This window comes from Pseudomonas sp. YQ_6 (assembly GCF_043103245.1).
Classification (GTDB): Bacteria; Pseudomonadota; Gammaproteobacteria; order Pseudomonadales; family Pseudomonadaceae; genus Aquipseudomonas; species Aquipseudomonas alloputida.
Window position 1 is genome coordinate 148,950 of sequence record NZ_JBICJR010000053.1, and the last position, 16,020, is coordinate 164,969.

Sequence of the window (16,020 nt, forward strand, 5' to 3'; positions counted from 1 at the left end):
CATGAGCCTGTATGCCCCTCCCGAGGAACGCCCAACAGAAGTCTTCAGCAGACTGCCGAAAGAGTTTTGGCGTGACGGGGATTCCGACTGGGTCAGAGCCAACAAGCCAGGCCAGCAGGTCGCGAGCTTCCTGGAAGGGCCTTCCTTCGACCAGGCCGGCAATCTCTATGTCACAGACATCCCGTATGGCAGGATCTTTCGAATTTCCCCACAGGGTGACTGGGAACTGGTTGTTGAATACGACGGCTGGCCTAACGGCTTGAAAATCCATCGTGACGGGCGAATCTTCATTGCCGACTACAAGAACGGGATCCTCGTTCTCGACCCTATCAGCAGACGCATCGAGCCGTTCCTGACGCATCGTCGAAGTGAAGGCTTCAAGGGTGTAAATGATCTGTTCTTTGACCGACAGGGGCGCCTCTTCTTCACCGATCAAGGCCAGACAGGCATGCATGATCCAACGGGTCGAGTTTTCCGCTACGACCTGGAGCAACAACGCCTGGATTGTTTGCTGGATAACGGCCCTAGCCCTAATGGCCTGGTGATGGATCTTCAGGAGAAAGCACTGCTGGTAGCGATGACTCGCGGAAACGCAGTATGGCGACTCCCGCTTCAACCCGATGGCACTACGTCCAAGGTGGGTGTGTTCACCGCTATGGCCGGGGGTGTGAGTGGCGCAGACGGTATGGCTCTGGATGAGTCAGGAAATCTGTATGTATGCGATGCAGGCAATGGATGTGTGTGGGCATTTGATTCCCACGCTGTGCCGCTCTATCGCTTCAAGTCATGCACCGAAGGCCGCACGCTCACCAACCTCGCCTTTGGTGGCGAAGGTAATCGCGGCCTGTTCATCACCGACTCGTCGACAGGACACATCTTGAGGGCTGACCCCGGCCACTCAGGAAAGCGAATGTTCTCGCACGCTCCAGCCTAACGACTTCGTGGTGCGGCCCTGTGCATATGGCGCACGGGCTTTGCTCGGCTAAAAAACGGCCAGCGAAAACTATTACTCATACAAAACAGATAATAAGAGGGCTACATGCTCACTCTCTTGAGCTACACAATGATCGTCTGCTTCATGTACCTCGTCATGAGCAAACGCCTTTCACCACTGGTTGCCCTGATTCTGGTGCCGGTTGCATTCGCAAGCCTGGGAGGATTTGCAACCCAGCTCGGCCCCATGATGTTCGATGGCGTGAAGATGCTGGCCCCGACAGGGATCATGCTGACCTTCGCGATCCTCTACTTCTGCATGATGACCGATGCAGGTTTGTTCAATCCGCTGATCAAGCTGATCCTGAAGTGCGTGAAAGGCGACCCGCTGAAGATTGTCATCGGCACTGCAGTGCTCGGAATTTGCGTGGGGCTGGATGGTGATGGTGCCACGACCTACATCATCACCACCGCAGCACTCCTTCCGCTATACCGACGCACAGGGATGAGCCTTCAGGTTCTGGCCACCGTTCTGTTGCTGACCAACGGGGTGATGAACATCCTCCCTTGGGCGGGGCCCTTCTCGCGTGCGGCAAGCGCCATGCACGTCGACATCACTGAACTGTTCATCGAGATGCTGCCACTCATGATCGCTGGAGCGGGCTGGGTAATTTTCGCGGCCTTTTACCTCGGTGGCCGGGAGCGCCGTCGTCTGGGTGTCGTGCAACTCGATCACGATGAGGTCATGAGCCACTTCACCGAGTTTAAACTGACCGACTGGCGCTTCCTTTTCAACGCTGTACTCACCATCACGCTGATTACCATGATGATGCTCAGCCTCATGCCCCTTCCAATCCTCTTTATGCTTGCCTTCGGCCTGGGCGTCTTGGTGAACTTCCCGAGCGTCAAAGACCAAAAGGAAGTCATCGGAAAATACGCCGACAACGTCATGGCGGTAACCCTGCTGATCTTCGCCGCTGGCATCTTCGTCGGGATCATGTCCGGCACAGGGATGATCAAAGCGATCTCGGAAAGCCTGATCCATGTGATCCCTGAATCCGCTGGCCATTTCATGTCGGTCATCACTGCGTTCCTCAGCATGCCTTTCACCTACGTGCTGACCAACGACGCTTTCTACTTCGGGATCCTTCCCATCCTGGCCGAGACTGCGAGCCATTACGGCATCGGCGCTAAAGAAATGGCCATCGCCGGATTGATCGGGCAGCCAGTACATCTGCTCAGCCCACTGGTTGCCTCAACCTATCTGCTCTGTGGACTGCTTGACCTGGACTACGGAGACAACCAACGAGCGTCCATCGGCTGGAGCATCGGTACGTGCCTGGTGATGTTCGTTGCGGCTATCGCGATTGGAACCATCGACATTTTCAACTGAGGGCCTTCCTTAACCAAGCAATGCACAGGTGGGCAAGCTCACCTGTGGTTGAAGTGATCAGCTTCTCCAATGAAGCCAGATTGCGACTCCGGCCCTTTACAAGAAGCTCGGGACGTAAACCGGTCGTTTGACCATTTTGGGTGAGCTGCTCAGTGCCACAAACGCTGGGCGTAAGCGAACCTTGGTGACGTGTCCCTCCCCGGTAACCCAGCAGAAATAACGCGTCACTCCAACCAACAAAAACAATTTGGCTGTTTCTGCGTGCCCATCTCCTGTGTGCGCAGTAAACGCCAGGAGTAATCATGAAGGCACATAACGTAATCCCGATCTGCACCTTTCTCAGCCTTGGCAATCTTGCCACTCCCGCACTAGCTGACGGCTTCCTAGAAGATTCGAAGGTCTCTCTTCAAACGAAGAATTTCTATCTGAATCGGGACTTTCGAGATGGTGCGGGCCAGAACAAGCGCGATGAATGGGCTCAGGGCTTCATTCTCGATGCTAAGTCAGGCTTCACGCCGGGCCCTGTGGGCTTTGGTATTGATGCCATCGGGATGCTCGGTTTGAAGCTGGACTCTAGCCCCGATCGAACAGGCACCGGGCTTCTGCCTGTACATGATGATGGCAGAGCTCCAGACGAATACTCCAAGCTTGGATTGACAGCGAAAGCACGGTTTTCAGAAAGCCTGCTTGAGATAGGAACGCTGATCCCGGACATGCCTACCGTTAAAGCCAACAACGGACGCATCTTGCCGCAGACCTTCAAAGGTGGATTGCTGCGCATTGGAGAAGTGGAGTCCCTTGATGTCGTAGCGGGTCGTCTCACAAAAGTCACTGATCGCGACCAAACTGCTGCTCAAGACCTAGTGCTGAACAACAAGAACCGTCGCTTCCAGGCAGGCATTGCTGCTGATCATTTTGACTTGGCAGGCTTCGACTACAGCTTCTCCAAAAACCTTGTCGGCTCTTACCAGTACGGCGCACTCGAGGACATCTATGCCCAGCACTTCTTCGGCCTTGTTGGATCTGTACCGCTACTTGCAGGTCAGTTGAAGGCAGATCTACGACTTGCTATCAGTAGAGATAGCGGCAGTTCAGCGGCAGGGAAAATAGATAACCGGTCAGCCAACGGCATAATGACGTACAGCGTCAAGGGGCACGGTTTTGGCGTCGGTTATCAGCAGATGTCAGGTGACACAGCCTTCCCTTACATTGATGGCACCGATCCCTACTTGATTAACTTCGTCCAGATCAACGATTTTGCCGGCGCCAAAGAGAAGTCATGGCAGCTGCGGTATGACTTCAATTTTGCCGCTGTGGGAGTACCAGGCCTGACCTTCATGTCTCGGTACGTGAAGGGTCATGACGTCGAGCTCGCTAGTAATGCCACCGGCAATGAGTGGGAGCGAAACACTGAACTGCAGTACATATTCCAGAGCGGCGCACTGAAGAACCTCGGGATCCGCTGGCGAAACGCAAGTTATCGATCGGACTTCGCCAGAGGCGTTGACGAAAACCGGCTCATCATCAGCTACAGCATTCCATTGCTGTAGCTGCAAAGCCCCATGGCACACATCTGCACAGACCCGCCACTTCGAGGCCAACGACAACCAACAATCGCTCCCACCGTAGCCCGAGGCTCTGGAGCAACCAAAGCAGTTGTGGCTAGGCCTCTCACCCTTGGACGTGCCCCTTCGGCGGGGCGGCGGTCTTGCACGAACCCTGGCTTCGCCAGGGTTCAGCCCTGACGGGCTTCCATCCTCGCCTGCGCGCTCACCTTGTTTTGTGCCCACTAGACAAATTCAAGCGGAGCAGCAGTCCACGAGTCGCCTAGCCCACTGCCTATTCGGAACCATAATACTCAGCTACGATACCAATACGCCCTGCTTCGCACGCTCCGTGCTACTCGTTCATCACAGGAGGCACACGAAACTCTTTTCGCACCTGCTGTGTTAACCAGTCCCGAAAGATCAATGCATGATGTTTGCGCATTTTCCGCTCCGGGCAGACGATCCAATAGGAGTCACTAGATCGAACAGCCGCCCCGAACGGCAGATGAAGCTGTCCACTTTCCAGCTCGTCTCTCACATAGTGAACTGGAACGACGGCGAGGCCAAGCCCGCTGATTGCAGCATTAATGAGCATGTCACTCTGAGGGAAACGAACCCCTTGGATCAGCCCGCTATGCTCTATACGGGACGCCCGCAACCACTGCAACCACAGGCTTGGCCTGGTGGAGTTCTGTAGGGTGGGAATTTGCGAAAAATCCAAGAAATTGAGCTTTTGCATTGGAGGAATTAAATCAGGAGACGCTACAACGACTAACTCCTCTGCGAATAACTCAACAGACCGCGCTGCTGCCCATGCCCCTGCGCCCCTAGTGATAACGATGTCAGTTACACACGTCTGAAAATCGATGTCTGCGGAGACCGGCGATATCTCTATGGGCACTCCTGGAGCGATCTTGACGAACCCCTTTAAGCGAGGTGCTAGCCAGCGAGAAAGGAAGGTAGGATTGCCAGCGATTTTCAACGACGAGTCAGCTTTACGCCCTCTGACGATGTCAATCGTGATTTCTTCCAACTGATTGAGCATGACATCCACGTCACGAAGATACTTCTTGCCCGCGTCGGTCAGAATCAAGCGAGACCCCGCACGCTGGAAAAGCTCCACCCCAAGCTGTTTTTCCAGATTTGAGATTTGGCGACTCACCCCGCTCTGTGTGATCTGCAGATCCTCCGCGGCGCGGGTAAAACTTAGATGGCGAGCGGCGGCTTCAAAGGCTTGCAACGCTGACAGAGACGGAAGAAAACGACGCATGGCTTGTACCTTACTATTCACTTATCCAAGGTATCCTGAGTGAACGCAAAAAGCACTCTCAGCCAGGAAATTATCCACCAGAACCCCAGGATAATCCTAGAACTGAATAGGTATAGACATCAAGTATGAGAGGTCAAGCGCAGGTGTGACGAGTCTTTGAAATGAGAAATGGCTAAAAGATCAGGGCACTCAGTCAAAAGGCCAAAATCCCCACTCGATTTTATTATCGGCCTCTAAAGGGCGAAGCACCATGGTTGCGGCCTGCAGGTCAAAAGACGATGTCACAGCTTTGCTAGCCCCCGTGCCGCTCACTAACTGGAAGCCAGGCCCACCCATCCGTAGCATTGCGAAACAGAAGAGCTTTTGATTTAGTTCTTTGCTATTGTAAAACACCATAACTCAGTGTAGACAACCAAACAAAATATTTCTCATGCAAATAGTTGAGACATAAATTTACTTAACAGGGGACTAATCTTGGGCAGCAATATATATGCACCCACAGCACCTTAAAAAAAACATGTCCAGCCAAACGAGTACCAAGCCCGTAGACAGTTAAAACTGAAGACATTGATTTAGCCTCAAAATCCGACTTAAGAATCCGGTAATACCTGACTACCTCCCTAACACAATAGATGCAATTACGTTCAGAAAATAATCATTTGTGGCGCGGAAAGAGAACATTACCGCACCACAATGACACCCACCACGGAATCACACTCTAGGCTCAGGCAACTACGCTATTGCCATAAAAGTGACTGAGAAAACTTCGCGTGGCTTCGCACTTGGGATTATCGATAACAACTGAAGGAGGCCCAGACTCCACAACAACACCGTCCCGCATGAAGACGACTTTATCAGCTACTTCACGAGCAAATGCAATCTCGTGGGTGACCAAAATCATAGTCATTCCCTCGCTCGCCAGGGACTTCATCACGCCGAGAACCTCACCCACAAGTTCCGGATCTAATGCAGAAGTCGCTTCATCGAATAACATCACAGAAGGCTCCATCGCTAGTGCACGAGCGATAGCAACACGTTGCTTCTGCCCCCCCGACAACATATCCGGGTAATAGTCACCTCGATCGGCTAAACCTACCTTGCCGAGAAGCGCTAAAGCCAGTTCACGTGCTGCACTCTTTGGCGTCTTCTTCACGGTCACAGGCCCTTCCATAACATTCTGCAAAACGGTCATGTGAGGAAAGAGATTAAACTGCTGAAATACCATACCGGTATTAGCACGGAATCCAGCCAGATCTTTGTCCTTAGGTAGCTTTGAGCGACGGCCATTACCAAAGCTCATCGAGTGAGTATTTACTTTTATCGAGCCGCCATCAGGGACGGTCAAAAGATTAACGCATCGCAATAGAGTCGACTTCCCGGATCCCGATGGGCCAAGGAGAGCCACTACTTCGCCCTTGTTAACCTCCAACGAAACATCCGTCAGGACATTGAGCTGCCCAAATGACTTTTTGAGATTGCTAATTGTAATAATAGGTGTAGTCATTTCATGCTCCTACATTTCGGCTCATGCGGCGCTCAAGTCGTTTCGACAACATGGTGGCAGGCAGGAGAATAACAAAGTAAGCGAGTGCAATAACAGAATAGACCTCAAGCGGACGGTAAGAATCGTGCGCAATAACTTGACCTTGATAGAGCAGATCCGGAAGTGCCAATACCGACAGCAGCGACGTATTCTTCAACTGCATAATGGATTGATTAACCAATGGAGGCACCATCCGTTTTAAAGCCTGTGGAAGTATGACCCGCCACATCACTTGACCACGTCGCATGCCCAGGGCTTTCGCCGCTTCGGTTTGACCTTCGTCGACTGAAATTATACCGCCTCGAAATATCTCAGAGTAAAACGCACCACCGTAAAGCGACAAGCACAGGACAGCTGCAGTCATTGCTGAAATCTGGATACCTGTCAAGACAGGTAGCGCATAGTAGAACCACACTAACTGTACCAATACTGGCGTGCAGCGGAAGATTTCTACATAAGCGCGGAATGGCCCGCAGATCCAAGGGTTATTAGACAATCTTGGAAGCGCAGTCAAAACCCCTACCAACATCCCTAGAACGACACAGATCGCAGTGTACAGGAGGGTGTACCAGATTCCGGTCAAGAATAACGACTGGTAACCGAGTAAAAATGAGAAATCCCAAATATAAGAAGGCATGACTACTACTCAAACTTGACCGAAGTGGGGAAAGAAGCTGGATCTACACCTGCAAGCTTCTGCATGTTCGTGAGAATAACTTTTCGGATCTCACCGCTTTTTTTCTCTTTATCCACCCACCGGTTTACGGCCTCTTTGAAAGCAGGGTCTGTTTCTTTTTGCATCCCAATTGTGACTGGTGCAGCCAAAACTGGTGTGGGGACTTGAATAGTCCCAATAGTCGGAAGCTTCTTGAGGAGAGGCTGAGCTAGCAAAATGACCAAAATCTGACAATCCACTCGACCTGACTGCAATGCCATGGTGGCGGCACTGGTACTTTCTAGCCTGGACAAAGCGGCATTTGGAAGCATGGTAGTTGCAAAGTTATCCATTGATGATCCTACATCAACGGAAATCTTAGAGTCGGGGGAGTTGAACTGATCCCAGGTCTTTTCCGGGTAGCCATTCTTGCACACCATGGTGTAAGTATTTTGAAATATTGGCGTTGAGAAGTTGACCATTTCTTGTCTAGCAGGTGTTGATGCCATGCCAAACATCACATCAATTTTGTTAGCCTGAAGGTCTAGAACAGCGTTACCCCAAGTCGTCTCAACATATTTGACATCTACCTGCAGGTCGTTTGCTAAATCCTTGGCGAAATCTGGGCCAAACCCAGACCATTCATTAGTTGTCAGACTTTTATGATAATATGGAGTAGCACCGTTCACGACACCCACGCGAAGGACTTTTGTTCGCTCCACCCTCTCCATAGAAGTTTCGGCGTGTGCAAATGTAGCTAAGCATGAAGCTGTAGCAAAAATCGCTGCGCCAAACGCTGCACGGAAGGTTTTTTTATCAAATTGAGATTTCATCTCGCACACCCCTCGTATCTTTAGAAAATTTATTTTCGAGGCAGCAACCAATTCAAATGAGCGTCAATGCTCCTCATCCTTTCCCTGGAAATATCCTTGCCCTACTACACCTCTAAAGGCTTTTAAATTTTTAATCCTAACAACTTGCCCCATCAACGCAAATTTTGCTCTCCTTCAACAGAACTAGAAGTATCAGCACCTCCATAAAAACGATTCACCGAGAACTCACTGTAACTCGTTTGCACCGCTCGATCCATGACGATCTGAGAAATAATTTCCGCCGTTTTAGGTGCAGCAGCCAACCCTACGTGGCCATGTCCGAACGCGTATACAACCTTCGAGCTAGCACGAGATGGAGAGATCACAGGTAATCCATCTGACGTTGAAGGCCGCTTGCCCATCCACCTAGTCATGGTTGCAGGATCATATTTCTGGCCTACAAGCGATGGATATGTATTAGCAGCATGATGCAATAAGATATCGCTACGACGCCAGTCCGGAGCCGCGTTTTCATCTGCAAGTTCAACTTGTCCTGATAGCCGGAGCCCTTCGTTTGTGGAAGTATTGGCCATTCGTCCATCGCTGGGCATAACTGGCACTGTCAACTGAAACTTTGGATCTTTAATGACGACATTGTAGCCTCGCTCACTACGCATCGGTACGTCATCACCAATCATCTTTGCCAACACCCTAGAATGTATACCACAAGCGATTACAATTTTATCTGTTGTAACCAGCTCTCCATTAATATACAAATTTCCTTTCGTATCAATTTTTGTCACGGTGCCTTTGATAAAGTCTGCACCTAAAGAAACCGCATAGTTAACCAAACCACCCACATATTCTCCTGGATTCAGGCAATGAGCTCCGTCTTGCACCCAAGCACCAAACTTGTACTTACTGGCAAGGTGGGGGATGGCGCTTTTTATCATCCGTTCATCCCACTCTTGCCAGCGGACGCCATTTATTTTTCGCAGCCTCCAAGAGAGTGCCTCGGCAGCAAAGGCAGCTTTGTCTGGATACGCATACAGCAAACCGTCTTGGCGAATCAAATGTCCCAGACCCGCCTCTTCTGCTAAACGCATGTGCCTACTGGGCGCATCACGAAGAAGCTTATTCAAGGCCCTTGATGTTCTCTCAACTTTAGCCGTGGTCGAGCCAGCCAATGTAAACTTAAATAGCCAAGAAGCGAGTCCGGGCAAAGACTTCCAGCGGATTGTAAGTGGGCCACTACGGTCTAGAAGGTATCCAGGCACTTTCTTCCAGAGACCAGGCATCGACATCGGGACTACAGATGCTGGGCTCAACCAAGCCCCGTTACCATGACTAGCTGACTGTTCTCCGCCAGGCAACTCAGACTCAACAATGGTAACTTTCGCTCCTGCTTTAATCAGCTCTAACGCTGTGCAGACTCCGACAATGCCGGCACCAATTACTACAACATTCATTTTATTTTCCTTATTTTCGCGCTGAATAGCGATCAACCAAAGTTTCGGAAACCTGGCTTATCCAGCAAGATTTCAAGCGCAGAAAATATGTCATACACAGGAACCCCAAACCGATTTTCTATTGCCTTGCGATATGGGGGGAGATTTGTGCACTCAAGAAGAATAGCCTTACTATCCGGGTATCTATTCAATATTCTCGCCACACTATCCAAAACGTCGCCTTCTGCACGTTCTAAATCAAGCTCAGACCGATCCTCTTTGATCACAGAGTAAAGCTCGCTACCCTTCTCAATACCTTGGAGCACGACACCAGGCGACCAAAACCGGCCAAAGTGATACTTAGAAAGAATGCGACTATCATAGGTGATTACAGGAAGAGACACTTTTCGACCATATCGCGCTGCAATTTCTGGTACCAGGTTTAGTGACGATGTGACCAAGGGTACCGATAACTCTGCTTGGAGCTCATCATGAATAGCGCACGCGAATCCACACGATGTGGTGATCGCTTGGCACCCGCCTTCCACCAATGCCTTCGCTGCTATTACGAAGCTTTCCACCACATCAGCATGAATTGCATGGGTGCAAACCACTGATGATGGGGTTGCAGCGGGAGCTACAAGGAAATCAACAGGATGCCCGTGCGACTGCGGATTTCCGATGTCACCTAGAGGCCTCGGGAAATTGGTAGCTAGCATGACTACACCAAGCTTGAACCCATTCTGTGACATGCTGCACCCCTCGTTACCCTTGCTAGTACGGCCTCATGATGGGGACGTTTTCTGCATAGTCGCGGAAGACAGACCCAAGGACAAGCGTATATAAGTTTTCCGATCATTACTTTTTGTCATGGCGAAACCATCCTGATAAAAAGTCAATCTCTCAACACTTATTTACGCTTGCGTATCCTCTCGTCTTCAATGCGTAATTGCCCCACCGCTGATCCATGAGTTCTCGTATTCCGACAACAACGCGTTTTAAGCAACCAGGTAAGCGTACATGCCCCAACTTTTTGAGTTGCTCTACTTACCACGTTGTAGGCGGCTGAAAATTTCCGCAACAAATAGAGAAAGGTTTATCTTCCCATGACGAACATTAGTCAGAAGACAATCACCGGTGGCGATGCGCTCGTGCGCATGTTGCAACTGCAGGGTGTAAAACATATATTTGGCGTTACGGGTGACACCAGCCTCCCTTTTTACGATGCACTGTACCGTCTTGATCACGGGATAACCCACGTTCTGGCACGAGATGAGCGCTGTGCGAGCTACATGGCATACGTTTATGCAAAGCTCACAGGGAAGGTAGGAGTTTGCGAGGGGCCGAGTGGCGCCGGGGCAACCTATATGCTGCCCGGTATCGCTGAGGCTAACGGTTCTTCGGTATGTGTTTTAGGTATCAATTCTGATATTCCAGTTGCGGGTAGAGACAAATTCGTTCTGACCGAACTGGACATGAAGGCGCTCTTTAAGCCTGTCACAAAGTGGAACTCAGTGATTGAGACTCCAGCTCGTCTTCCTAAAGTTCTGCGAACTGCCTTTTTGGAAATGACGTCTGGTGCGCCAGGGGCTGCTCATGTTGCAGTTCCCTACGATGTGATGAAGGGCGAACTTGACGAAAGTGAAGTCTATGCTTTCGAGCAATTCAATCAGTTCCCATCTATCAGGCCTGCAGCAGACCCTGAGGTCGTTAAAGCTACCGTAAAAGCAATCAGAGACTCCAAGCGACCAGTATTTGTGTGTGCTGGCGGGGTAATCCTTTCAGGGGGCTGCGACGAGCTGCAAAAGCTAAGCGCTTACCTTGATGTCGCTATCGCAACATCAATCAGCGGCCAGGGTGCGGTTTCGGACGCCAATCCCCTTGCAGTAGGTGTGGTGGGCACCAACGGGTCGACGCCTGAGGCACGGGCATTCATGCAAACCTGTGATCTCGTGATTTTCTTGGGTACGAGGGCAGGGTCAGTAGTGACCGAAAAGTGGGGCAATCCTAAAGTCGGTGACCGCCAGATAGGCCACATCGACATCGATCCTCACGTGATCGGTTGCAACTATAATACTCAGTTCCCACTGTTGGGAGACGCTCGCACCGTCCTTCAACAACTGCTTGAAGTTGCCCAATTAGACAGCGCAGTAGATCGTCCGGATATGATCGATGCGATTGCCACTGTCAAGTCCGCCAGAAGCAATGCGCTCAATCGAGCTATTAATTCTAAATCCGGGCAAATAGAGCCCGAGGTGGTTGTGAAAGCACTAAAGGCCAGTCTTCCAGAAGACGCAGTCTTGGTGATTGACCCTGGCACACCCACCCCCTTTCTTTCTGCTTATCTCGACGTAACGCAGCCTGGCAACAACATAGTTTATAACCGCTTCCATGGCGGACTGGGGTACTCGCTTCCCGGAGTCGTGGGTGCCTATTACGCTAGGCCAGATCAGAAATGTGTTGCAATCATGGGGGACGGAAGCTTTGGTTTCTCATCGAGCGAATTGGAAACAATTTTCCGCCTGAACATTCCTGTTACGTTGATCGTGCTTAGCAACAGCAACTACGGCTGGATCAAAGCCGGACAGTTTGCGAGTTACGGCGAGCGATACTTTTCGGTTGACTTCAGCAAAACCAGCAGCGCCAAAGTAGCGGAAGCCCACGGAATCAAAGCTTGGCGCGTGCAAGAAGATGAAGACGTACAAGCCGCAATACGTGAAGCTCTAGCTCACAACGGCCCGAGCCTTGTGGAGATTACCGTGAGAGAATTGCATGAGACTCAAGCCCCCGTAAGCGCTTGGATGGGTTAACCTTTGTAGGCGAGCCCCATCAATTGGGGCTCGCCCGACCGCTGTGACAATACTTATAACAAATACTGGCACATACCAAAATCTGCCAAATTAGGTCGGGGTTTATATGAAGCGTTCAATTTTTCTAGCAATGCTGGCAATGTCACCGCTCTACGCCTCCGCAACTGAATCATCGCAAGCCCAAGCACTAGGCTTCATCGAAGATTCTTCAATGAATTTGTTGTACAGGAATTTCTACTTCCACAGGAATTTTCTTAATCGTCCGTCAAACACTCAGAACTATGCTGAAGAATGGGCCCATGCCCTTATGCTCAACTACCGTTCTGGCTTTACTCAAGGAACTGTAGGCTTCGGTGTTGACCTGCAAAGCTACACAGCACAGAAGCTTGATGGCGGCCCAGGACGGGTGGGTTCGGGGTTGATGCCAGTGGGAGCGGACGGAACTCCCGACGACTATCAGCAACGGGTCGACGCAGCTGTGAAAATGCGCGTATCTGAAACGACGCTGAAATACGGAAATCTTCAGCCAGAGAATCCCGTATTTAACTATTCCGATAGCCGGCTTCTGCCTCAAAGCTATACTGGATTCTCACTCCAAAGCAATGAATTTGATTCGGCAATGCTTGACCTCGGGTATTTCACAAGCGGAAGCTCGAGAGTTGACCGAGGCCACGACAGCCCAATTGGCCTGACATTCACAAACGCGAACAATGCGATTGACGCTCACTCTGCTAAGTATGCAGGCATCGTTATCAAGCCTTCAAGCAGCACTTCTATATATGCGTACGGGTCAGAGCTTGAGGATATCTGGCGGCAATATTACCTAGGTGGTACATACACGTCCCGAATATCGGAAAGCATGACCTGGGATGCAACAGCGAACCTGTATAGGACTGTTAGCGAGGGTTCCGAAAAAGCGGGCGACATTGCTAATACCACATGGAGTATTGCCAGCGGCATAAAATATGGTGCCCACCGTATTGGATTGGCATTCCAGCAAGTTCATGGTGACGAAACATTCGACCATCAGGGCACACCTGGGCAATATGGGAGACTATGGCTAGCCAACTCAGTCCAGCACTCTGACTTCAACGGCCCCAACGAGAAGTCTGCTCAACTGAGATATGATTATGACTTTACCGCAATTGGCATTCCTGGGCTAAGTTTCATGGCCCGCTACGTGAGAGGTTGGGACATCGACGGGACTAACGCAAACAGCTTCTATGCAAATAAATATGGGCAAGACGTCAAGCACTGGGAAAGAGACATTGATTTGAAGTATGTTGTTCAGTCGGGCCCGGCCAAGAACCTCACCGTTCAGGCACGGTATGCAACAGCTCGATCCTCAGACGCCAACGCGTTGGCCGACCTCAACGAACTCCGCATCATCACCTCTTACCCACTGTCGATTTTTTGAAAACGGGTCATACACAGTAGTAACTTCGTGGTGCGCCCGCCCCCAGGTGGGCGCATCCGGTCTATTTCTATAAAGAATGGTACCTGTTCCCCACGCTGGCATTAAGACACAGCTCCCCAAGAAAAGCCCATGCCCTAGGTCTCAGCCACTCAGCAGCATCTGAGACTAGGGTTCAATCTTACCAAGCAAACTCAGTAAACCGCTCGCAGCTAAACCAGCGAAGAAGGCTCCCTGAGCCTCCACTGCATCTAGAAGGAAATGCTGAAGACCGAAATCCGACACGAAGCGGATAATCCGCTCATGGGTCATCTCATACGACTCGCTGGCGAAGGATAACCTCGTTCGTTAAGGCTCGTTACCCGGCATAGGGCGGCGCGTAATCCGAGTACCCGCTGCCCCCAACAGATTCCTCATTTGAGCTCTGCGAGAGACCGAGTTTCCTGCATACGCCGAGGTAAGTTTTGGTTGGACACGAGTTTATCCTACCGCGCTAAATCGTTCTGCCTAAGACGCAAACCGATGGACATGGCTTTGAGCATACTGAATTTTTTAGCGTTTTTTATTTTGCGACAGCCCTGAAACATTAACTTTACAGTCTTCCGGGATGTCAGGATCAGCCAGTATGCATCATAGTATTAGCTACGCTGATACTACCTCATCACCTGCTGTATTTTGACAAAGTTCCTCATAGACTCGGTTCCCGACCCAGCCAAAGAGCTGAACGAACATTTAATAACAAAGCCGAGGTCAATTCATGAGCAAGCCCATTCCCTTCGAGGATATACCGCTTAGCCGATTCCATATCCGGACGGTTGTGAGTGGTACTGGTGGTCAATTTAGCGACGGATTCGTCCTCGGGATCATCGGCATCGCGGTCAGCATGGCTGCCGGCCCACTTCAACTCAACGCCTTATGGATGGGGCTTCTTGGTGCGGCCTCGCTCGCAGGTCTTTTCCTAGGCAGCTTGATTGCCGGCCCTCTTGCAGACAAACATGGTCGTCGAACCATCTTCGCTTGGGACATGCTGCTATTCGCAGGCATTTCTGCATCACAGTTCTTCGTGAGTAGCCCAGAACAGCTCCTTGTGCTGCGCTTGCTCCTCGGCTTGATCCTTGGCTTTGACTATGTCGTCAGCAAGTCCCTGGTTACCGAGTTCGCCCCACGGCAGTATCGTGGACGCCTATTGAGTATCCTAGCAGCCGCGTGGGCCGGTGGTTACGTCGCAGCTTATCTCTTAGGTTTCGCCGTCCGCGACACTGGGCCAGATGCATGGCGGGTCATGCTCGCACTGAGCGGTATCCCTGCTCTGCTCGTCCTTCCTTTGCGCATGGGTGTACCTGAGTCACCTATTTGGCTCATGGCCAAAGGGCGGGTCGCTGAAGCTAAAGAGATTGTAAAAAACAAATTTGGCCCGAACGTTACGCTGCCTGAGGTCACGACCCCAGCTGCGAACTCGGGTAGCAAATTAGCTGAACTGTTCAGCAGACAGTGGCGCAAGAATACCTTGGTCGGATGCGTCTTCTACACCTGCCAAGTGATCCCCTTCTTTGCGCTGGGCACGTTCTCTCCTCGCGTGCTCGAAGCGCTGAACGTACAGGACAAGTTCATCGGTGGCCTGGTCTACAACGTACTGCTGATGCTCGGAGCGATTTTGGGCCTGCTGTGCATTGATCGCATTTCTCGACGTGTTTTCCTGATTGGCACCTTCTACCTGAGTGCAATTGGTTTGGCAGCTCTGGCCTACGGCGGGTTTGGGCCTACTGGAACGATCATCGCTTTCGGCATCTTCGCCTGTGTACTGGCGGCTGCTGTGAACTTGGAGTTTGTCTACCCGCCTGAGCTGTTCCCTACTCATCTACGCGCCTCGGGTATCGGCATCGCAGTGGCCGCAAGCCGTTTTGGTTCCGCGTTCGCAACCTTCCTGCTCCCCATCGCTGTTCAGAATCTCGGCGTTCAGACCGCTCTGGGCGTTTGTGTAGGTGTTTTGCTGATCGGTGGCGTGTTCTGCCATCTGTTCGCCCCAGAGACGAGCACCCAACGCCTAGCATCGATGTTACCGCAGGATGCGAAGTCCAATTCCATAGCTACCGCAGGCGGCACCGCAGTCAAGCAATGACGTGCCGGAAAGCATGACTGACAATCATGTTTTCCCTCACCTACTGAGTAAGCGCCAATGCCCACGACAAAAATGA

General features: G+C 51.2%; 12 protein-coding genes. 6 read left to right on the plus strand and 6 right to left on the minus strand.

The features are described 5' to 3' along the window. The first annotated feature begins 1 nt into the window (after position 1). The 3 genes from ACF8FG_RS17905 to ACF8FG_RS17915 all read left to right on the plus strand — a co-directional run bounded on the left by ACF8FG_RS17905 (position 2) and on the right by ACF8FG_RS17915 (position 3,876). Entirely contained in the window at positions 2-934 is a 933-nt protein-coding gene (locus ACF8FG_RS17905; RefSeq protein ID WP_392519025.1) for an SMP-30/gluconolactonase/LRE family protein, read from the plus strand. Between the two features lie 105 nt (positions 935-1,039). After that, positions 1,040-2,326 carry a CitMHS family transporter gene (locus ACF8FG_RS17910; protein ID WP_392519027.1) on the plus strand — a complete coding sequence of 429 codons (1,287 nt, stop codon included), beginning with the start codon at positions 1,040-1,042 and terminating at the stop codon, positions 2,324-2,326. 302 nt (positions 2,327-2,628) lie between these two features. Further along, positions 2,629-3,876, plus strand: coding sequence for an OprD family porin (locus tag ACF8FG_RS17915; RefSeq protein WP_392519028.1), 1,248 nt, complete (start codon positions 2,629-2,631; stop codon positions 3,874-3,876). A gap of 349 nt (positions 3,877-4,225) precedes the next feature. Here ACF8FG_RS17915 and ACF8FG_RS17920 read toward each other — a convergent pair whose 3' ends face one another. The 6 genes from ACF8FG_RS17920 to ACF8FG_RS17945 all read right to left on the minus strand — a co-directional run bounded on the left by ACF8FG_RS17920 (position 4,226) and on the right by ACF8FG_RS17945 (position 10,353). Then, positions 4,226-5,143: a LysR substrate-binding domain-containing protein gene (locus ACF8FG_RS17920; protein WP_392519030.1), complete on the minus strand. Its 918-nt coding sequence runs from the start codon at positions 5,141-5,143 to the stop codon at positions 4,226-4,228. Positions 5,144-5,867: 724 nt separating this feature from the next. Then, entirely contained in the window at positions 5,868-6,647 is a 780-nt protein-coding gene (locus ACF8FG_RS17925) for an amino acid ABC transporter ATP-binding protein (protein ID WP_392519032.1), read from the minus strand. Between the two features lies 1 nt (position 6,648). Further along, positions 6,649-7,323: an amino acid ABC transporter permease gene (locus ACF8FG_RS17930; RefSeq protein WP_392519033.1), complete on the minus strand. Its 675-nt coding sequence runs from the start codon at positions 7,321-7,323 to the stop codon at positions 6,649-6,651. A 5-nt stretch (positions 7,324-7,328) separates the two neighbouring features. Next, on the minus strand, positions 7,329-8,174 hold the full coding sequence (locus tag ACF8FG_RS17935) for a transporter substrate-binding domain-containing protein (RefSeq protein ID WP_392519034.1): 846 nt from the start codon (positions 8,172-8,174) through the stop codon (positions 7,329-7,331). 152 nt (positions 8,175-8,326) lie between these two features. Further along, entirely contained in the window at positions 8,327-9,622 is a 1,296-nt protein-coding gene (locus tag ACF8FG_RS17940; protein ID WP_392519035.1) for an NAD(P)/FAD-dependent oxidoreductase, read from the minus strand. Positions 9,623-9,654: 32 nt separating this feature from the next. Next, entirely contained in the window at positions 9,655-10,353 is a 699-nt protein-coding gene (locus ACF8FG_RS17945; RefSeq protein WP_392519037.1) for an aspartate/glutamate racemase family protein, read from the minus strand. A 354-nt stretch (positions 10,354-10,707) separates the two neighbouring features. Between ACF8FG_RS17945 and ACF8FG_RS17950 the strand changes: the two genes are divergently transcribed. The 3 genes from ACF8FG_RS17950 to ACF8FG_RS17960 all read left to right on the plus strand — a co-directional run bounded on the left by ACF8FG_RS17950 (position 10,708) and on the right by ACF8FG_RS17960 (position 15,944). Continuing rightward, a complete protein-coding gene (locus tag ACF8FG_RS17950) occupies positions 10,708-12,411 on the plus strand; it encodes a thiamine pyrophosphate-binding protein (protein ID WP_392519038.1) in 1,704 nt (567 codons plus the stop codon). A 106-nt stretch (positions 12,412-12,517) separates the two neighbouring features. Further along, on the plus strand, positions 12,518-13,828 hold the full coding sequence (locus ACF8FG_RS17955) for an OprD family porin (protein WP_392519039.1): 1,311 nt from the start codon (positions 12,518-12,520) through the stop codon (positions 13,826-13,828). Between the two features lie 754 nt (positions 13,829-14,582). Then, entirely contained in the window at positions 14,583-15,944 is a 1,362-nt protein-coding gene (locus ACF8FG_RS17960; RefSeq protein ID WP_392519040.1) for an MFS transporter, read from the plus strand. The last annotated feature ends 76 nt before the right edge of the window (positions 15,945-16,020 follow it).

What these genes read in the sequence shown, in the direction of transcription:
- ACF8FG_RS17905 (WP_392519025.1), top strand. Translation starts at nt 2, where the DNA reads ATGAGCCTGTATGCCCCTCCCGAGGAACGCCCAACAGAAGTCTTCAGC.
- ACF8FG_RS17910 (WP_392519027.1), top strand. Translation starts at nt 1,040, where the DNA reads ATGCTCACTCTCTTGAGCTACACAATGATCGTCTGCTTCATGTACCTC.
- ACF8FG_RS17915 (WP_392519028.1), top strand. Translation starts at nt 2,629, where the DNA reads ATGAAGGCACATAACGTAATCCCGATCTGCACCTTTCTCAGCCTTGGC.
- ACF8FG_RS17920 (WP_392519030.1), bottom strand. Translation starts at nt 5,143, where the DNA reads ATGCGTCGTTTTCTTCCGTCTCTGTCAGCGTTGCAAGCCTTTGAAGCC.
- ACF8FG_RS17925 (WP_392519032.1), bottom strand. Translation starts at nt 6,647, where the DNA reads ATGACTACACCTATTATTACAATTAGCAATCTCAAAAAGTCATTTGGG.
- ACF8FG_RS17930 (WP_392519033.1), bottom strand. Translation starts at nt 7,323, where the DNA reads ATGCCTTCTTATATTTGGGATTTCTCATTTTTACTCGGTTACCAGTCG.
- ACF8FG_RS17935 (WP_392519034.1), bottom strand. Translation starts at nt 8,174, where the DNA reads ATGAAATCTCAATTTGATAAAAAAACCTTCCGTGCAGCGTTTGGCGCA.
- ACF8FG_RS17940 (WP_392519035.1), bottom strand. Translation starts at nt 9,622, where the DNA reads ATGAATGTTGTAGTAATTGGTGCCGGCATTGTCGGAGTCTGCACAGCG.
- ACF8FG_RS17945 (WP_392519037.1), bottom strand. Translation starts at nt 10,353, where the DNA reads ATGTCACAGAATGGGTTCAAGCTTGGTGTAGTCATGCTAGCTACCAAT.
- ACF8FG_RS17950 (WP_392519038.1), top strand. Translation starts at nt 10,708, where the DNA reads ATGACGAACATTAGTCAGAAGACAATCACCGGTGGCGATGCGCTCGTG.
- ACF8FG_RS17955 (WP_392519039.1), top strand. Translation starts at nt 12,518, where the DNA reads ATGAAGCGTTCAATTTTTCTAGCAATGCTGGCAATGTCACCGCTCTAC.
- ACF8FG_RS17960 (WP_392519040.1), top strand. Translation starts at nt 14,583, where the DNA reads ATGAGCAAGCCCATTCCCTTCGAGGATATACCGCTTAGCCGATTCCAT.